General features: G+C 26.9%; 13 protein-coding genes. 12 read left to right on the top strand and 1 reads right to left on the bottom strand.

The genetic code is table 4. The features are described from left to right. Positions 1–159: 159 nt before the first annotated feature. The 4 genes from T347_RS0102260 to T347_RS0102245 are packed head-to-tail and all read left to right on the top strand — an operon-like array spanning position 160 to position 6,054. Entirely contained in the window at positions 160–2,457 is a 2,298-nt protein-coding gene (locus T347_RS0102260; RefSeq protein ID WP_051636031.1) for a RelA/SpoT family protein, read from the top strand. Positions 2,458–2,506: 49 nt separating this feature from the next. Further along, a complete protein-coding gene (gene hisS, locus T347_RS0102255; RefSeq protein ID WP_031542873.1) occupies positions 2,507–3,763 on the top strand; it encodes a histidine--tRNA ligase in 1,257 nt (418 codons plus the stop codon). Beyond that, on the top strand, positions 3,763–5,487 hold the full coding sequence (gene aspS / locus T347_RS0102250) for an aspartate--tRNA ligase (protein ID WP_031542871.1): 1,725 nt from the start codon (positions 3,763–3,765) through the stop codon (positions 5,485–5,487). Before hisS ends, aspS begins: the two co-directional genes overlap by 1 nt. Before the next feature lie 54 nt (positions 5,488–5,541). Then, positions 5,542–6,054: a hypothetical protein gene (locus T347_RS0102245; RefSeq protein ID WP_031542869.1), complete on the top strand. Its 513-nt coding sequence runs from the start codon at positions 5,542–5,544 to the stop codon at positions 6,052–6,054. A gap of 28 nt (positions 6,055–6,082) precedes the next feature. Here T347_RS0102245 and T347_RS0102240 read toward each other — a convergent pair whose 3' ends face one another. Then, on the bottom strand, positions 6,083–6,775 hold the full coding sequence (locus T347_RS0102240) for a hypothetical protein (protein ID WP_031542868.1): 693 nt from the start codon (positions 6,773–6,775) through the stop codon (positions 6,083–6,085). Between the two features lie 88 nt (positions 6,776–6,863). Here T347_RS0102240 and T347_RS0102235 point away from each other — a divergent pair, with 88 nt between their 5' ends. From T347_RS0102235 to T347_RS0102200, 8 genes are all read left to right on the top strand, one after another. Beyond that, positions 6,864–7,559 (top strand): hypothetical protein, encoded by a 696-nt coding sequence (locus T347_RS0102235; RefSeq protein WP_031542864.1) that lies wholly within the window; start codon positions 6,864–6,866, stop codon positions 7,557–7,559. Positions 7,560–7,562: 3 nt separating this feature from the next. After that, positions 7,563–8,189: a hypothetical protein gene (locus tag T347_RS0102230; RefSeq protein ID WP_031542863.1), complete on the top strand. Its 627-nt coding sequence runs from the start codon at positions 7,563–7,565 to the stop codon at positions 8,187–8,189. Then, entirely contained in the window at positions 8,190–8,771 is a 582-nt protein-coding gene (locus tag T347_RS0102225; protein WP_031542860.1) for a hypothetical protein, read from the top strand. Between the two features lie 11 nt (positions 8,772–8,782). Then, positions 8,783–9,382 (top strand): ribosome biogenesis GTP-binding protein YihA/YsxC, encoded by a 600-nt coding sequence (gene yihA / locus T347_RS0102220; protein WP_031542858.1) that lies wholly within the window; start codon positions 8,783–8,785, stop codon positions 9,380–9,382. Then, positions 9,383–12,244, top strand: a complete 2,862-nt coding sequence (locus T347_RS0102215; RefSeq protein WP_031542856.1) for a cation-translocating P-type ATPase — start codon at positions 9,383–9,385, stop codon at positions 12,242–12,244. It abuts the gene before it with no gap. 58 nt (positions 12,245–12,302) lie between these two features. Beyond that, positions 12,303–12,908 (top strand): hypothetical protein, encoded by a 606-nt coding sequence (locus tag T347_RS0102210; RefSeq protein ID WP_031542854.1) that lies wholly within the window; start codon positions 12,303–12,305, stop codon positions 12,906–12,908. 12 nt (positions 12,909–12,920) lie between these two features. Continuing rightward, complete coding sequence (locus tag T347_RS0102205; RefSeq protein WP_031542852.1) at positions 12,921–13,988, top strand: S66 family peptidase; 1,068 nt, start codon at positions 12,921–12,923, stop codon at positions 13,986–13,988. Between the two features lie 87 nt (positions 13,989–14,075). After that, positions 14,076–16,715: a valine--tRNA ligase gene (locus tag T347_RS0102200; protein ID WP_031542850.1), complete on the top strand. Its 2,640-nt coding sequence runs from the start codon at positions 14,076–14,078 to the stop codon at positions 16,713–16,715. The last annotated feature ends 1 nt before the right edge of the window (position 16,716 follow it).

The following is a 16,716-nucleotide window of genomic DNA, read 5'->3' as shown; positions in this document are numbered from 1 at the left end:
AAGGAATTTCATTCCTAGCTGATTTAACTAACTTACACGAAGATGATCTATTAGCTGAATACAATGTTCAAAAAATATTAAAGTATTAACATAACAAAGGCTTTTGCCTTTGTTTTTTTTACCAATTAAAGGTTATAATTTAGTAAAAGGAGATTAATTATGGCAACAATACCTTATATTAAAAAAAATAGAGTTAGACGTAATAAATTAGAGATTGTTGAAATAAAACAATACTCAGAACTAGAAAATGAATTAAGAAATTATATTTCTAATAAGAAAGAATTAAAAGAAATTAAAGATGCATATGATTATGCAGAAAAATTGCATAGTGGTCAATGAAGAAAAAATGGTGACCCATATATTTATCATCCACTTTCAACTGCTTATTTTTTAGCACAAATGCAAATGGGTCCTAAAACTATCATCGCTGGTTTATTACATGACATTGTTGAAGATACTCCCGTAACAACAAAAGAGCTTGAATCTATTTTTGGAGAAGAAGTAGCTAACTTGGTTGAATCAGTTACTAAAGTTAGTTATTTTGCAAAAGAAAATAGAGAACAACTTAAATCTGAATATTTAAGAAAACTTTATTTATCAATGGCTAAAGATATTAGGGTAATTATTATCAAAATTGCAGATAGATTACATAATATGCTAACAATTAATAATTTACCAAAAGAAAAACGTGAAGTTATTTCTAAAGAAACATTAGAAATATATTCAGCAATTGCTCATAGACTTGGTATGAAAAATGCAAAATCTTTATTAGAAGATATGTCATTTGAAGTTTTAGAACCACTTCAATATCAAAACATCGAAAATAAACTTAAAAAAGATAAAGAAGAACGTGAAATCTATATTGGTAATTTAATTCAAGAAATGGATCTTTACTTAAGAAAAGAAAAACATATTAAATTATTGAATATGTTTGGACGACCAAAAACAGTTTATTCTATTTACAGAAAAATGAATATGATTGGTAAATCGTTTGATGAAATCACTGACTTACTTGCAATTAGAATTATTACAAAATCTATAGATGATTGCTATAAAGTTTTGGGATTTTTACATCAAAAATATACACCGGTTGGTGGAAGATTTAAAGACTACATAGCTACTCCTAAAAATAACGTTTATCAATCATTACACACAACTTTAGTTGATAAAGATGGTAATATTTTTGAAGTTCAAATTAGAACTGAAGAAATGGATAGAATTGCTGAATCAGGGGCTGCCGCTCATTGAAGATATAAAGAAGGAGAAGTTGTTGACATTGCTAAACGTCAAAAAGAAATTGATGAAAGAGTTGATGTATTTCAACATATTTTAGAACTTGATCAACAATCAGCAAAATCTGAAAATGGATCAAAAGGAAAAGAAATTGAACAAGCATTGAAAGATGATTTGTTTACAGCTTCGATTTATGTTTTAACACCAGCGGGAGCTGTAAAAACATTACCATATGGTTCAACTGTTTTAGACTTTGCTTATAGTATTCATAGTGAACTTGGTGAAAAAACAATTGGTGCAAAAATAGATGGAGCCTTTTCACCAATCAACACAGTTTTAAAATCTGGTCAAATTGTAGAAATTAAAACTTCATCAAAACAAGCACCAACTCACGAGTGATTAAAAATTGTTAAATCAACTTCTGCTAAAAACAGAATTAAGAAGTATTTAACAGCCAAAATGAACGAAAGTAATATTACTAATAAAAAAGAAGAGAATAAAGCAATTGCTAAAAAAGCTGAAAATACAATCAATTCATACATCAATCAAAAAGAATTGCGATGAAAACGTAAGAGTGATGAAGAAATTTTAGAATCAGTTAAATCATTAGGATATACAAACCTTGAAGAATTTTTATTAGCGCAAGCAAAAGGTGAATATACAATTTCTGAAGCATGTGATTTAGTTTATATTGATCACAATTTTTCAAAAGATGATGAAGCACTTGAATCAATTAAAACAAAAGTAGTTCGTAATTTTGATAATAAAAATGATATTGTTATTGATGGTATTACAAACATCAAAACTGAATTAGCAAGTTGCTGTATGCCAATTCCTTATGAACCTGTTGTCGGTTATGTATCTAAAGGTAATGGAATTAAAGTGCATTTATCTGAATGTATTAATATTAATAAAACTGGAGAAAGAATTATTAATGTACAATGAAATTCAGCAGTTACTGAATCACATTCATATTCAACTAAAATTAAATACTACGCAACAGATAGACCTAATTTAATTTATGATGTAAGTAAAGTACTTACTTCTTTAAAAGCTTCAACAATTAATGCTAACTTATCAACTGATGAAAAAACATTAATGGCAAGTGGGGAATTAACTATTAAAGTAACTAATAGCGAACAATTAAATCAAATTATCTCCGCAATTAAATCAATACCATCTATTATTGATGTTGATAGAGGAATGAAGAGAAAACAGGACTAATTAGTCCTGTTTTTGTTATATAATTAAAAAGATATAAGGAAGTGTAAATATGATTCAAAAACCAAGAGGAACTCAAGATATATATAATCAAGAAGCTAAACAATGAAGCGCATTACAAGATAAATTGCGTAATATTTTAGCAAAATTTAATTATACAGAGATGTTTACACCGATTTTCGAATCAATGGATTTATTTGTTAGAAGTGTTGGAGATTCATCTGATATTGTTTCAAAAGAAATGTATGAATTAATTGATAAAAAAGGAAGAAAATTTGTTTTAAGACCAGAAGGTACTGCATCAGCGGTTAGAGCGGTTATTGAAAATAAATTATTTGCTCCTGAAACAATTCCCTTTAAAACTTTTTATATTGGACCAATGTTTAGATACGAAAGACCACAAGTTGGACGTTATCGTCAATTCCATCAATTAGGATTAGAAGTTTTTGGTCCAGATAGTATTTATCAAGATATTGAAGTTGTTAATGTTGCTAATACTATTATGAAAGATTTAAATCTTTGAGATAAAACTCAAATTAATTTAAATTATTTAGTGACTGGAGAACAAAGAATTGAATACATTAAAGTTTTAAAGGCATACTTATCTAATTTTGATTTATGTAGTGATTGTTCATTAAGACTTGAAAAAAATGCTTTAAGAGTATTGGATTGTAAAATTGATGGAAACAAATTTAATGATGTTCCAGATATGACTGATTTCTTAACTAAAGAAGATAAAGTTAAATACGATATCTTAATTGAAGAATTAAAGAATATGGGAATGAAAATAGTTGTTGATAAACAACTTGTTCGTGGTTTAGATTACTATACAGGATTCATTTTTGAATTAAAATATTTAGATGAATCTCTTGGTGGTCAACAAACTGTGATCGCCGGAGGAAGATATAACAATTTAGTTTCAGAATTAGGTGGACCCAATTTACCAGCAGCAGGATTTGCAATTGGTTTAGAAAGATTAATCATTATATTAAAAGAAAATAAAAACAATTTAGTAGAAAATGATCAAATTGATTTCTATACAATTGCTTTATCTGAAAAAGGTATGAAATTAAATTTAGAAGTTATGAATACGTTAGTTGAAAATGGATATTCAATTGATACTGATTATATGAATAGGTCTATGAAATCAGCTTTTAAACAAGCTGAAAAAAATAATGCAAAGAATGTGATTATCTTAGGTGATCAAGAGTTTGATTCAAGAGTAATTACAATTAAAAATTTAGAAACAAAAACATCAATTGAAGCATCAATTGATCAACTTATAGAAAAAATTAAAGGTGACAAATAATGAAAAGAACACACACATGTGGTGAACTAAATTTATCTAATGTAGGACAATCAGTTTTACTTCAAGGATGAGTTCGTAAAATTCGTAAAATGGGAGCAATGAACTTTGTTGATTTAAGAGATAGATATGGAATTACTCAACTAATTATCGGTGAAGAAAATGCTGTTTTAATGGAAAATATTAAAACAGAATACGTAATAGAGGTTGAAGGAATTGTTATCGAACGTAAATCAAAAAATTTAGACTTATCAACAGGGGAAATTGAAATTCAAGTTTCTCAAATAAAAATAATTAATAAATCAGAATTAACTCCATTTTTAATAGAAAACGGTATTGATTCTGGAGAAGATACTAGAATGACATATCGTTATTTAGATTTAAGACGTCCTGAAATGCAAAACAAATTGATCACAAGATCAAAAATTAATCATATTGTTCGTAACTTTTTAGAAGCAGAAAGTTTCTTAGAAATTGAAACACCAATTTTTGGTAAATCAACTCCAGAAGGTGCTAGAGATTTTCTAGTTCCATCAAGATTAAATAAAAATAAATTTTATGCATTACCTCAATCACCACAATTGTATAAACAATTATTCATGATTTCAGGTATTGATAAATACTATCAAATTGCTAGATGTTTTAGAGATGAAAATTTAAGAGCTGATCGTCAATTAGAATTTACTCAATTAGATTTAGAAATGTCATTTGCAATTGGTGAAGACGTAATGTTATTAGTAGAAGCAATGATTAAAAAAGTTTTATCAGAAATCAAAGGTGTTGAATTTGAAGGACCACTATTAAGATTATCATATAGTGATGCGATTGAATTTTATGGAATTGATAAACCCGATTTAAGATATGATTTAAAAATTCATACATTAAATAGTATTTTTAAAGATACTGAAGTTAAAATGTTAGCCAATGTTGATGATTCAATTCGTGGAATTATGATTGATAAAATTTTAAATAAATCACAAATTGAATTGATCAATGAAGCTGCCAAACAAAATTCTATTAATGGAGTCGGTTTTGCAAAATTTGAAAATGGAGTTTGATCAGGATCAATTGCTAGTCAACTAAGTGATAATGAAAAAACAGCTTTATTAAAAGAGTTTGAAATCAAAGACGCAGGAACATTATTAGTCAATCATGGTAAATATTCAGTAATTTCTCAAGCGATGGGAGCTGTTCGTATTGCTTTAGCTAATATTTTTGAATTAGCTAATCCAAATGAATATAAAGCTCTATGAGTAACTGAATTCCCACTATTTGAGTTTAGTGAAGAAGAAAACAGATATATGGCTGCCCACCATCCATTTACAATGCCCCTACCAGAATCGGTTAATGATTTTGAAGTTAATAAAGAAAATGCTAAAGCTTACGCTTATGATATTGTTTTAAATGGTTTTGAATTAGGTGGAGGATCACAAAGAATTACTGATCCAAAAATTCAAAAAAGAATGTTTGAAGCGATTGAATTAACTAAAGAACAAGTTGATGAAAACTTTGGTTGATTTATGAATGCGTATAAATATGGTGCACCATATCACTCTGGTTTAGCTATTGGAATGGATCGTTTATCAATGATCTTAACAGGAAGTGATTCTATTAGAGATGTGATAGCATTCCCTAAAAATGCTTCAGGAATTGATCCGATGAATGGCGCTCCTGATTTTGTAACTGATGCTCAATTGAGTGAATTGAATATCAAAACAGTAAAATAGCTTTAGGCTATTTTTCATTTGTAAATTGCGTAATTAAAATGTTATAATGTTTATATGAAAAAAATTAAAATTAATAAATTAACACAATTAATCATTCTAGAAGCATTTAGTGGATTATTTGGTTTTGCTGGTGTTATATGTGGAATGATGAGTATTTTTGCATTAAAAGACAACATTTGAGGAGAAGTTAATATTCTTTTATCAGAGAATTTTACAATCGCAACAGTTGTTTTAGATACGATATCAGCTGGATTAGCAATCGGTGCTTTCTATTTAAGTAAGTATTTGATTAATCAAAAAAAGTTAAAAAATATTGAAATTTCTAAAAAAGAAAAATTAGGAAACAAGTTAGACTTTACAAGTTTCGTATTTGGTTTAATTGGTTTAATATTAAGTATTTTAAGTTTACTATTTTTATTCCCAATGATGGAAAATCAATTAGGATCAGAAATAGCTACGATAGTTTCAATCGTTTTTGATACAACAAGTTTTGTCATTGTTTGATTTGTTATTTATATAACTTTAACTGAAGTAAAACATGCAAAGAAAAAAATAAAGAACAAATAAAAATTACCTTTAAGGTAATTTTTATTTGTTAAATTCTATACAATAAAGTTTTGACTAAATAATTGTAAGATTGATTAAAAGAAATGATTAAATATGATAAATAAACAATTTGCATAATTTGTTCTTGACTGATTTCTTTTGTTTTCTTTAGTTTTGTGAAATATTTTGTAATAGCTATTACAAAAACTTTAAATTCCAATAAATAATCTTCTTTTTCTACTAATGAATTAAATATATCATTCAAAATTTTATGTTCAGGATATATTTTATATATTTCAGTTTTGTATCTATTGAAGAAAAACAAATTTTTTGTGTTTGCCATTTTAAGAATATGTTTTTTTCGATCAGCGATTGGCTCTTTATCTAAATCATTATAAAATTCAATAATTAATAAAATACCATGTAAAAATCCCAAAAGAGTCATGTAATCTGTAATCATTTTTCCGAATTTTTTCATTAATTTTGCATCACTTTTAATTTGTTCTATTTTAGGAGTTGCAAAATTTAAATAGTTATTAATAGATTTGAAAGCCTTTGAGTAAGTTACCTCTTCAATATTATTAAAAGGAATGTGATCATCAGGATTAATTTTAAATTTCCTCATTCAATTTTTATTCTTTTTAATATATTTATTTAACTCTTTTTCTCATCAAGGAAGTACATGATTTAATTGTTTAAAATCCTGCTCTTTATATGTTGGTAATTTATAAACTTCAATCATGGTTTCACCTATTTTCTAAATAGATTATATAATAAATAATCTTATGTGTAATAATGTATAATTTATATATTAACTTAGGAGAATTATTATGAGCAAAGATAACAATAATAACGAAATTGAATTAGGATTTTTTGAACCTGGTTTAGCATTGGTGATTGCTAATTTAGAACTATTAGAAGAAGAATTAATTCAAGAAAAAAGTAATGTACAAAAATTAACTATTTTGTTAGATAAATTTAGTGAAGTTGATGATTTAAATGCATTTGATCAGTTAGTTAATCAATTAGATGATTTAGAAAAAACATTAAGACCTGAAATTTTGAATTTAATTGATGTTGACAGAGTTAAATTAATATCATATTTAGATTTAGCAACAACACTTGCAAATAATTTAAAAACAAATGGTGAATTAATTTCTTATGCAGCAACTTTAGAAGATATGATTGCAAAAAAAGAAATTAAAAACGACGAAGAAATAATCTTTGATTTATATAAAGATTTAATTATTAAAAAAGTTAATGACTTATATGTATCAATTAAACCAGCTATTGATCACGAATTATCTAACTCTGAAGAATTTAAAAAAGTAATCAACATTATGTCAGAAGAAAAAACAATTCAAGATTTAATTGAAGGAAGTGAATTGTTATTCAATATGTTTGGTTTAGAAGAAGAAATTAATGACCAAACAACTCAAGAATACTTCAAACTAATCAATGAAGCTCAAGCACTGATCACAATGTTAAACTTTTGAGAACAAGACGATATTGATGAAGAGGAATAGTTAATGAGTCTTGGTTGAATAGCGTTAATTGTATTTGGTTCAATTTATTTAATCATTATAATGATTGTAAGTATTTTAGCTTACAAATATCAAAAGACACACACTCCATACAAAAAAGTTAGAGATGAATATCGTAATGAATGAAATTTATTAAAAAAGAAATCAGAATTAGAAAATTTACTTAAACCAATAGAAGTCGATTTAGAATTACCAGAAGGTGAACAAATTTTCTTCATTGATGATGAAGCTCAAACAATCATTGATAAATTAAGTAAAAAAGAAATCAGAAAATCAGGAATCAAGAGTATTGATCGAATTGATGCTTATTATGAAATGGAAGATTTCACGAGTTTTAAAGAAAATTATAAAATTGAAAAAAACGATAAAAGAAAGATTGCTTATGATGGAATTATATTTTTAACTAATCGAAGAATTATGTTTGAGAATAAGGGTGAATATAAGCAATTACATATAGATAAAATCAAAAGTATTGGAGTTTCTATTGTTACTTTTCAAAAAATAAATTATAAAGGATACATTATTAGAACTTCTGATGAAATATATCGTATTATTTCAAAAAAACCTAAAATGATTATGGTTTTAGAAAAAATATTAGAAATGAGGAATTAAATGTTATTTACAAGTGTGCACCAAGCAACAACAATTTCTGGATTTGTTTTATCAATTTTAATTTTTGCATTAAACTTGTATTTATCTTATGGTCTGATCAAAAATATTTTAAAATTAATGAAGTTTGAAAAACAAGATGTGAATATTTATAAAAATAAAACAATCATTAATTTAATTTATGCATTTGTTTTTATTATAATGCCAATTTTATTCGTAATTCTAGTCATCTTATTTGGAATTATTGCAGTAAATTTTGATAATGCTAAGATTGATACTTATTCACTAGTATTTTCAATAATTATGATTATCTATATTGCTAGTGCAATCGTATTCGATGTATATATTTTAAAAATAGCTAATGGAGCTATCATTATTTTTAAAAATAACAAATTAGCAATGATTGATAAAATAATTGATAATTCAAATATAATTAATACAAGAAATGATGATAAACGTAAAAAGATTATAATTAACTTTGTTGATTTAGAAACAGAATCTCAACAAGGACAAATAAAAATCAAATATCATTGAAAATTAAAAGACTTTTTAATTGATAATAATATTAAGAATAGTTTTGATTAAAAGGAGAACAAATGATTAAACAAGCAGATTTTGTAAAATCAGCAGCTGATAGAAGTGGATGAATAGATGATGATATGCCTGAAATTTGTTTTGTGGGTAGATCAAACGTAGGGAAATCCAGTTTTATTAATTCGATTACAAATAGAAACAAACTTGCTAAGGTTGCTAATACACCGGGTAAGACAAGATTATTAAATTTCTTTAATATCAACAAAGATGAATTTAGAATTGTAGATGCTCCAGGATATGGATATGCTAAAATTTCATTAGATATGAAACTAAAATTCGGAGAGATGATGGAAGAGTATTTAACAAGTCGACCAAACTTACGTGGTGTATGTATGTTGGTTGATTTAAGACACAAACCAACAAATGATGATGTAGAAATGTATAATTTTTTAAAAGAAAATGACATTCCAGTATTCATTGTGGGAACAAAATTAGATAAACTTAAAAGAAACGAAATTTCTAAAAACGAAAAACTAGTAAAACAAACTTTGTTGTTTGATGAAGAAGATTGGTTTTTAAAAGTTTCGAATCTAAACAAAGACAATATTGAAAAAGCTTATTCAATTTTTATTGAAATGGTTAATAAAGGAGAATCAAATTAAATGAATAACATAGAATCAAAAAAACCTTCAGAAATTGAAAAGTCGCTTGAAACAAATTTAAAAAGTGGATTAACTCAAACTGAAGCTGAAAAAAGATTAATCGAGAATGGTAAAAATGAATTACCTTCTCCAAAAAACAAGCCATGATACATTACATTCTTATTATCATTAATTGAACCTCTTCAATTAATTTTAGTAGCAGCAGCGATCATTTCAGTTGTTGCACCACTTATTGCTAGTGGTGGTGAAATACATGGAGTACACGACTTTATCGATTTTGCAGTTATCATCGGTATTGTTATTATTGATGCAATTTTAGAAACGGTCCAAACAGTTAAAGCGAGAAAGTCTGTTGATGCTCTTAAATCTTTATCACGACCAACGTCGGTAGTTATTCGAGATGGTATGCAAAAAGAAATCGATGCATCAGAATTGGTTGTTGGAGATATAGTTGTTCTTGAAGCTGGTAAATATGTTCCTGCAGAGTTAAGAATTATTGAATCATCTGATTTTATGATTGATGAATCAATTTTAACTGGTGAATCTGTTCCGGTTGATAAAACACATAGAACAGTAAAAGAAACATCAATTTTAGCTGAAAAAACTAATATTGCGTTTATGTCAACTTTCACAACAGCCGGTCGTGGAATTGGTATTGTTATTGCAACTGCTTTAGATACTGAAATTGGTAAGATTGCCAAAACAGTTAATGAAAATGCTCATATGGAAACTCCATTAGAGAAAAAATTAGCATCATTCAGTTACTGAATTTCAGCTGCAGCTGCAGTAATTGGGGTTTTAGTGTTTGTCGCTATGTTCTTTACAGGAGATGGTTCATCTTCATGAGCAAGTTACTTAATGGTCGCTATTACTTTAGCAATTGGGGTTATTCCTGAATCACTTTCTGCTGTTGTTTCAATCACACTGTCATTCTCAACAAAAAGAATGGCAAAAGAAAATGTGATTGTTAAAAAATTAGCTTCAGTTGAAACTTTAGGATCTGTAAATGTTATTTGTTCAGATAAAACCGGAACATTAACTCAAAATAAAATGACAGTTAAAAAAGTAATTATAAATAATAAAATTATGCCTTCTAGAGAATATGAACTTATAGAATCAGATGAACACAAAGATTTATTCTTAAAAGCTTTAGTATTACCAAATGATTCTGTTACTGAAGGAAATGAAAGAATTGGTGACCCAACAGAATTAGCATTAGTTGATTTTGCTGATTTAATGGGCATTGATGAACAACAATTCCGTACAAAATTTACTAGAGTTGATGAAGTTCCTTTTGATAGTGAACGTAAATTAATGACAACAGTAAACAATATTAACGGTGTTAATACTTCGTTTACTAAGGGTGCTATTGATCAATTACTGAAAGTATGTAATCGTATCTATCTAAATGGAACTATAGTTCAATTAACAGATGATCATAAAAAAGAGTTATTAAGAGAAGCGCTTCATTTAAGTGATGATGCTTTAAGAGTTCTTGCGTTTGCATATAATGATACTCCATCAAAAGTAAAAGCAGAATATGAATCTAATTTAATTTTTGTTGGTGCTGTTGCAATGATAGATCCAGTTAGAGATGAAGCGGTTCTTGCTATTAAAGAAGCGCATGCTGCTGGAATTAGAGTTGTTATGATCACAGGTGATCACGCAGTAACTGCTTTAGCTATTGCAAGAGAATTAAATCTTGCACATACAACATATGATGTTATGTCTTCTAACGTTTTAGAAAAAATGTCAGAAGAAGATTTATTAAGTGTAATTGATAATATTAAAGTATTCGCACGTGTAAACCCAGAACATAAAGTTCGTATTGTTGAAGCGTTACAAAAGCGTGAAAATATTGTATCTATGACAGGAGATGGAGTTAATGATGCTCCATCACTTTCAAAAGCTGATATTGGAGTTGCAATGGGAATCACAGGTACTGATGTTGCTAAACAAGCTTCTGATGTAATTTTAACTGATGATAACTTTGCAACAATCATGAAAGGTGTTAATGAAGGAAGAAACGTATTCCAAAAAATTAAACGAGCAATAGTTTTAATTATGGGATTCAATTTAGCTAACGTTTTGGCAATCTTTGTTTTATCATTAATAATTCATGTTTCTCCTTTAGAAGCTACTAACATTTTATTTATTAACTTAATTGTTGAATCATGTTTAGCAATTGCGATAGGTATGGGTCCGTTAGATAATACTTTAATGAAACTGAAACCTATTGAGGGTAAAAATGGTCTATTAAAAGGTCTTCTAATCCCAATTTCTAAGATCATGATCATGTCAGCGATTGGTTCATTAGTTTCATTCTTCATTGCTATGGAATTTTCAGATGTCTCAACAGGAGATATCTTTGGTTGAATTTCAAATCTAGATGGAAAAACTTTTGAACAAAAAACTGAAGCAATTACTTTAGGTAGAACAGCTATGTTCATTACAACAACAATGTCACCTTTAGTTTTTGCTCACTTAGTTAAATTATCAAACTGAAAATCTTCAAGACATATTAAAATGTTAATTTCAAAACCATTAATTTATGCTTCATTCATAGCTTTTGGTTTAATTGTATTAGTTACTTTCATTCCTGGTTTAAATAATAATGTATTCAAATTAATGGGATATAGTGGCGATCAGGCTTGAACTAGTGAAAATTTCTGAATTGTATTTATGGCAATGGGTGTTGCTCTAATTGCTCCAATCGGTATTTTATTAGTTGATGCAATTACATTTTATTCATATCATTTATCAAACAAATCTTGACAAACAAATCGTCAAATAGTTTCTAAGTTAGTTGCTCAAGACTTAATTAAAGAAGTTGAAGATTACAAAAAAAATAAGCAAAAATAAGACTTCAGTCTTATTTTTTTACTTAAATGTATAATTAAATTAATAAAAGGAGATTATTATGAATGTTGAAATTATAAATATTAAATGATACAGCAGTGGAAAGGAATTTTTAGATGATATGTCGTTATTTAAAATCAATGATGTAATTTTTAAAATTTTTGAAAAGGAAAATTTTAGACCTTTATGAAAGAACAATTTATTTTTCCCTTTAAAAGCTATATCTTTGAATGGAGAAACAACAAATGAAAAAATATTGGAAAAAATATTTAATAATAAAAACAAAATCTTAGAAATTCAACAAAGAATAAAACAAGAAACAGGAAGTGAAGTCTATATTAGTTTTAAAAAAATGAATATAATTATGAGTCTTGATAATTGAAATAAAAACTTTTACTTTAATTTTGATTCTATAGACTCTGAAATTTCTAGTCTTTCAAAAAAAATCGAAGATTTGAATGAAAAAAGCAAAAAAATAACATTAGAGGAAAAAGAATATTTAGAATATGTCAAAACAAATGACATATCACTTAAAACTCACAACTCTACTATAAATAATATAAATAAATTAAAAGAAGAGTATGCGCACGAAAAAGAACTAGCTATTTTAGAACTTGAAAAAAAATTTTCTGAAAAGAAATTAATATTAAATAAAATGATAAATTAGGACAATGGTAACATGAAACCATATAAATTAAAAGTTGGTGATAAGGTAGCTGTTGTTAGTCTTTCGAGAAGGATTGCTGGAGAAAGTTTCGCATATCATGTAACTGAAAAAGGTGTTCAAAGATTAAAAGAATTTGGGTTAGAGGTTGAATTTATGCCAAATGCACTTAGTGGTGTTGATTTTATTCAACAAAATCCACAAGCACGAGCAGCGGATTTAAAGAAAGCTTTTTTAGATCCTGAATATAAATTGATAATATGTGCAATTGGTGGCGAAGATACTTTTAAAACGATTCCATTTTTGTTAGAAGATAAAGATTTTGTTATTGCTGTTAAAAATAATCCTAAAATATTTATTGGTTATTCAGATACTACCAACAATCACTTTATGTTGAATAAATTAGGTTTAGATACTTTTTATGGACACGCACTTTTACCAGACTTGGGAGAGTTAGATGTAGAAATGTTAGAATATACAAAAAATTCATTTATGCAGTTATTTAATGGCAATGAATTTGAAATTACCTCATCACCAATTTGATTTGAAGAAAGAAGTGATTTTAGTACTAAAGCATTAAATGTTTCAAGGGTTAAACATAAAGAGACAAAAGGAATAGAAATATTAAATGGTTCAGGAATTATCAATGGTAAAACTTTTGGAGGATGTATTGAATCAATTTATGAAATGATTACTGGAACTAGATATAATAGTCAAAAAATTATTATCAATAAATATGATTTACTTCCTAGTGAAAATTTTTTAAGTGATAAAGTTTTATTTTTAGAAACTAGTGAAGAAAAACCGGATCCTTTTACTTTAGAAAAAATGATTAAAGCTTTAGAATCTAAAAATATGTTTTCTACAATTAAAGCTTTAATTATTGGAAAACCACAAGATGAAAAGTATTATTCAGAATATAAAGAAATTTGAATAAAATTGAGTCAAAAATATAATCTGCCAATCATGTATAATGTAAATTTTGGTCATGCTCATCCCAAGACTTTAATTCCTTATAATGCTAATATAGAACTTGATTTTGATAAAGGAAAAATATTTATTAAATCGGGATATCTAGAATAACAAAATAGAGTATTACTAAATACCTGTTTTATTTTTATTTAATTGATAAATATTGTAAAATAATAATATTGAAAGAGGTATATTATGATTAAAAAAGATTTAGCAGATAAATATAATCCAACTCAAGTTGAAGAAGGAAAATATCAAAAATGAGTTGATAATGGTTTATTTAAAGCTAATCCAAAATCAAATAAACCAAAATTTTCAATCATAATTCCCCCACCAAATGTTACTGGTAAATTACATATTGGTCATGCATGAGATGGTAGTTTACAAGATGCGATAATTCGTTTTAAAAAATTAACAGGACATGATACTTTATTTGTACCAGGAATGGACCACTCAGGTATTTCTACACAAGTTAAAGTTGAATCTAAACTTAAAGAACAAGGTATTAACAAGTGAGATTTAGGAAGAGAAAAATTTTTAGAAGAATCATGAAAATGAAAAGAAGAATATGCTAGTATAATTCGCCAACAATGAGCTAAACTTGGTTTAAGTTTAGATTATAGCGTTGAAAAATTTACACTTGATAATGATGTTAATCATTTAGTTCAAGAAATTTTTGTTAATTTTTATAACAAAGGAATTATCTACAAAGGTAAAAGAATTGTTAATTGAGATCCTCAGCAAGAAACTGCAATATCTAATGTTGAAGTTATTTATAAAGAAGTTGAAGGCAACATGTATCATTTTAAATACTTTTTAGAAGGTAGTGATCAATTTTTACAAGTGGCAACAACTAGACCAGAAACTATGTTTGGTGATCAATGTGTTGTTGTTAATCCAAATGATGAACGTTATATTAAATTTATTGGTAAAAATGTAATCAATCCAGTTAATGGCGAATTAATTCCTGTTATTGCTGATGACTATGTAGAAATTGATTTCGGAACTGGTGCTATGAAATGTACTCCAGCACATGATCCGAATGATTTTGAAATTGGAGAAAGACATAATTTAGCAAAACCGGTATGTATGAATGAAAACGGAACTATAAATGAATTGGGTGGTCAAGACTATCAAGGGCTAGATCGTTTTGAAGCTAGAAAAAAAATCATTGAATTAACTTCATTAGATAAAACATTTGTTAAATCTGAAACAATCATTCATCAAGTTGGTTTTTCAGAAAGATCAAATGCTATTGTTGAACCATATTTATCAGACCAATGATTTGTTAAAATGGATTCTTTTGCGAAAATGATTTTAGATTTGCAATCTTCGAATAAAGCGATCAAATTTTTCCCAGAAAGATTCAATGAAGTTTTAAATAAATGAATGGAAAATGCTCACGATTGAACAATATCACGTCAATTATGATGAGGTCATAGAATTCCTGCTTGATATCATAAAACAACAAATGAATTATTTGTTGGGACAACACCACCATCGGATATTGATAATTGAAATCAGGATGAGGATGTTTTAGATACTTGATTTTCGTCTGGATTATGACCATTTGCAACAATGATGCGTGGAGAAGGTTTTGAAAGTGAATATTTCAAACAATATTTCCCTGTAAATGTTTTAGTAACTGGTTATGATATTATATTTTTCTGAGTTGCTAGAATGATTTTTCAAACAATTGAATATACTGATCAAAAGCCATTTAATGATGTTTTAATTCACGGGTTAGTTCGTGACGAACAAGGAAGAAAAATGTCTAAATCTCTAGGTAATGGAATTGATCCGATGGATGTAATTGCTGAAAATGGAGTTGATGCATTAAGATTTTTCTTATTAACAAATTCAACTCCAGGATTAGATATTAAATATTCAAATGAAAAAGTAAGTGCAGCATGAAATTTTATTAATAAACTATGAAATGCTTCAAGATATGTTTTTATGAATGTTAATGATAATTTTTATTTATTAGATGACTTTGTTGAGAATATAGAAAATGCTGGAAATCCAGCCACTATTGTTGATAAATGAATCTTAAATGAATTATCAAAAACTCAAATTGAAGTAAAAAGATTAATCGATAATTATGAATTTGCATTAGCGGGTAAAATAATTTATGATTTTGTTTGATCAAAATATTGTTCATGATATATTGAGTTTGCAAAAGTTAATTTAAATTCTGAAAATGTTGTTGTACAAAATATCACAAAACAAACACTATTTTATGTTTTAAAAAATATTTTAATCATGTTACATCCTTTTGTTCCTTTTGTAACTGAAGAAATCTATCAAAAAATGAATCTTGAAGAATCTATTATGTTAGAAAAATGAAATGAAGATAATTTTGATTATCCAACAGATTATATAAACGAAGTTATTGAAATAATTACAGCTATTCGTGAATTTAGAAATAAAAACAATATCAAAAACTCAACTCACTTAGATGTTGAGATTACAAATTTAAATAATGATCATCAAATTATTTTTGATAAATATAGAGATAATATAAATCAATTTTTAAAATCATTTGTTAATGTTACGGTTGTTGATTGCATTAATTCAAAAGATATCACAGCAATTCCGGTTGCTGAGTATTTTTTAGAAATTGAAAATGATGCATTCATTAATAAAGAAGAACTGATGAAAGAATTGAATGATCATAAAAATCAATTAATTAGTGAAATCAGCCGTTCTGAAAAAATGCTTTCAAACGAAAATTTCATTGCAAGAGCAGCTGCAGATAAAGTTGCTGAAGAAAAAACTAAATATGAGGCCTACAAAGAGCAATTAAAGGCAATTGAAGAAAAACTTGCCAGTTTATAAA

The organism is Mesoplasma photuris ATCC 49581 (assembly GCF_000702725.1).
Classification (GTDB): Bacteria; Bacillota_I; Bacilli_A; order Mycoplasmatales; family Mycoplasmataceae; genus Tullyiplasma; species Tullyiplasma photuris.
Note: the sequence above shows the minus strand (reverse complement) of the source record. Positions and strands in the feature narration are given on the sequence as shown.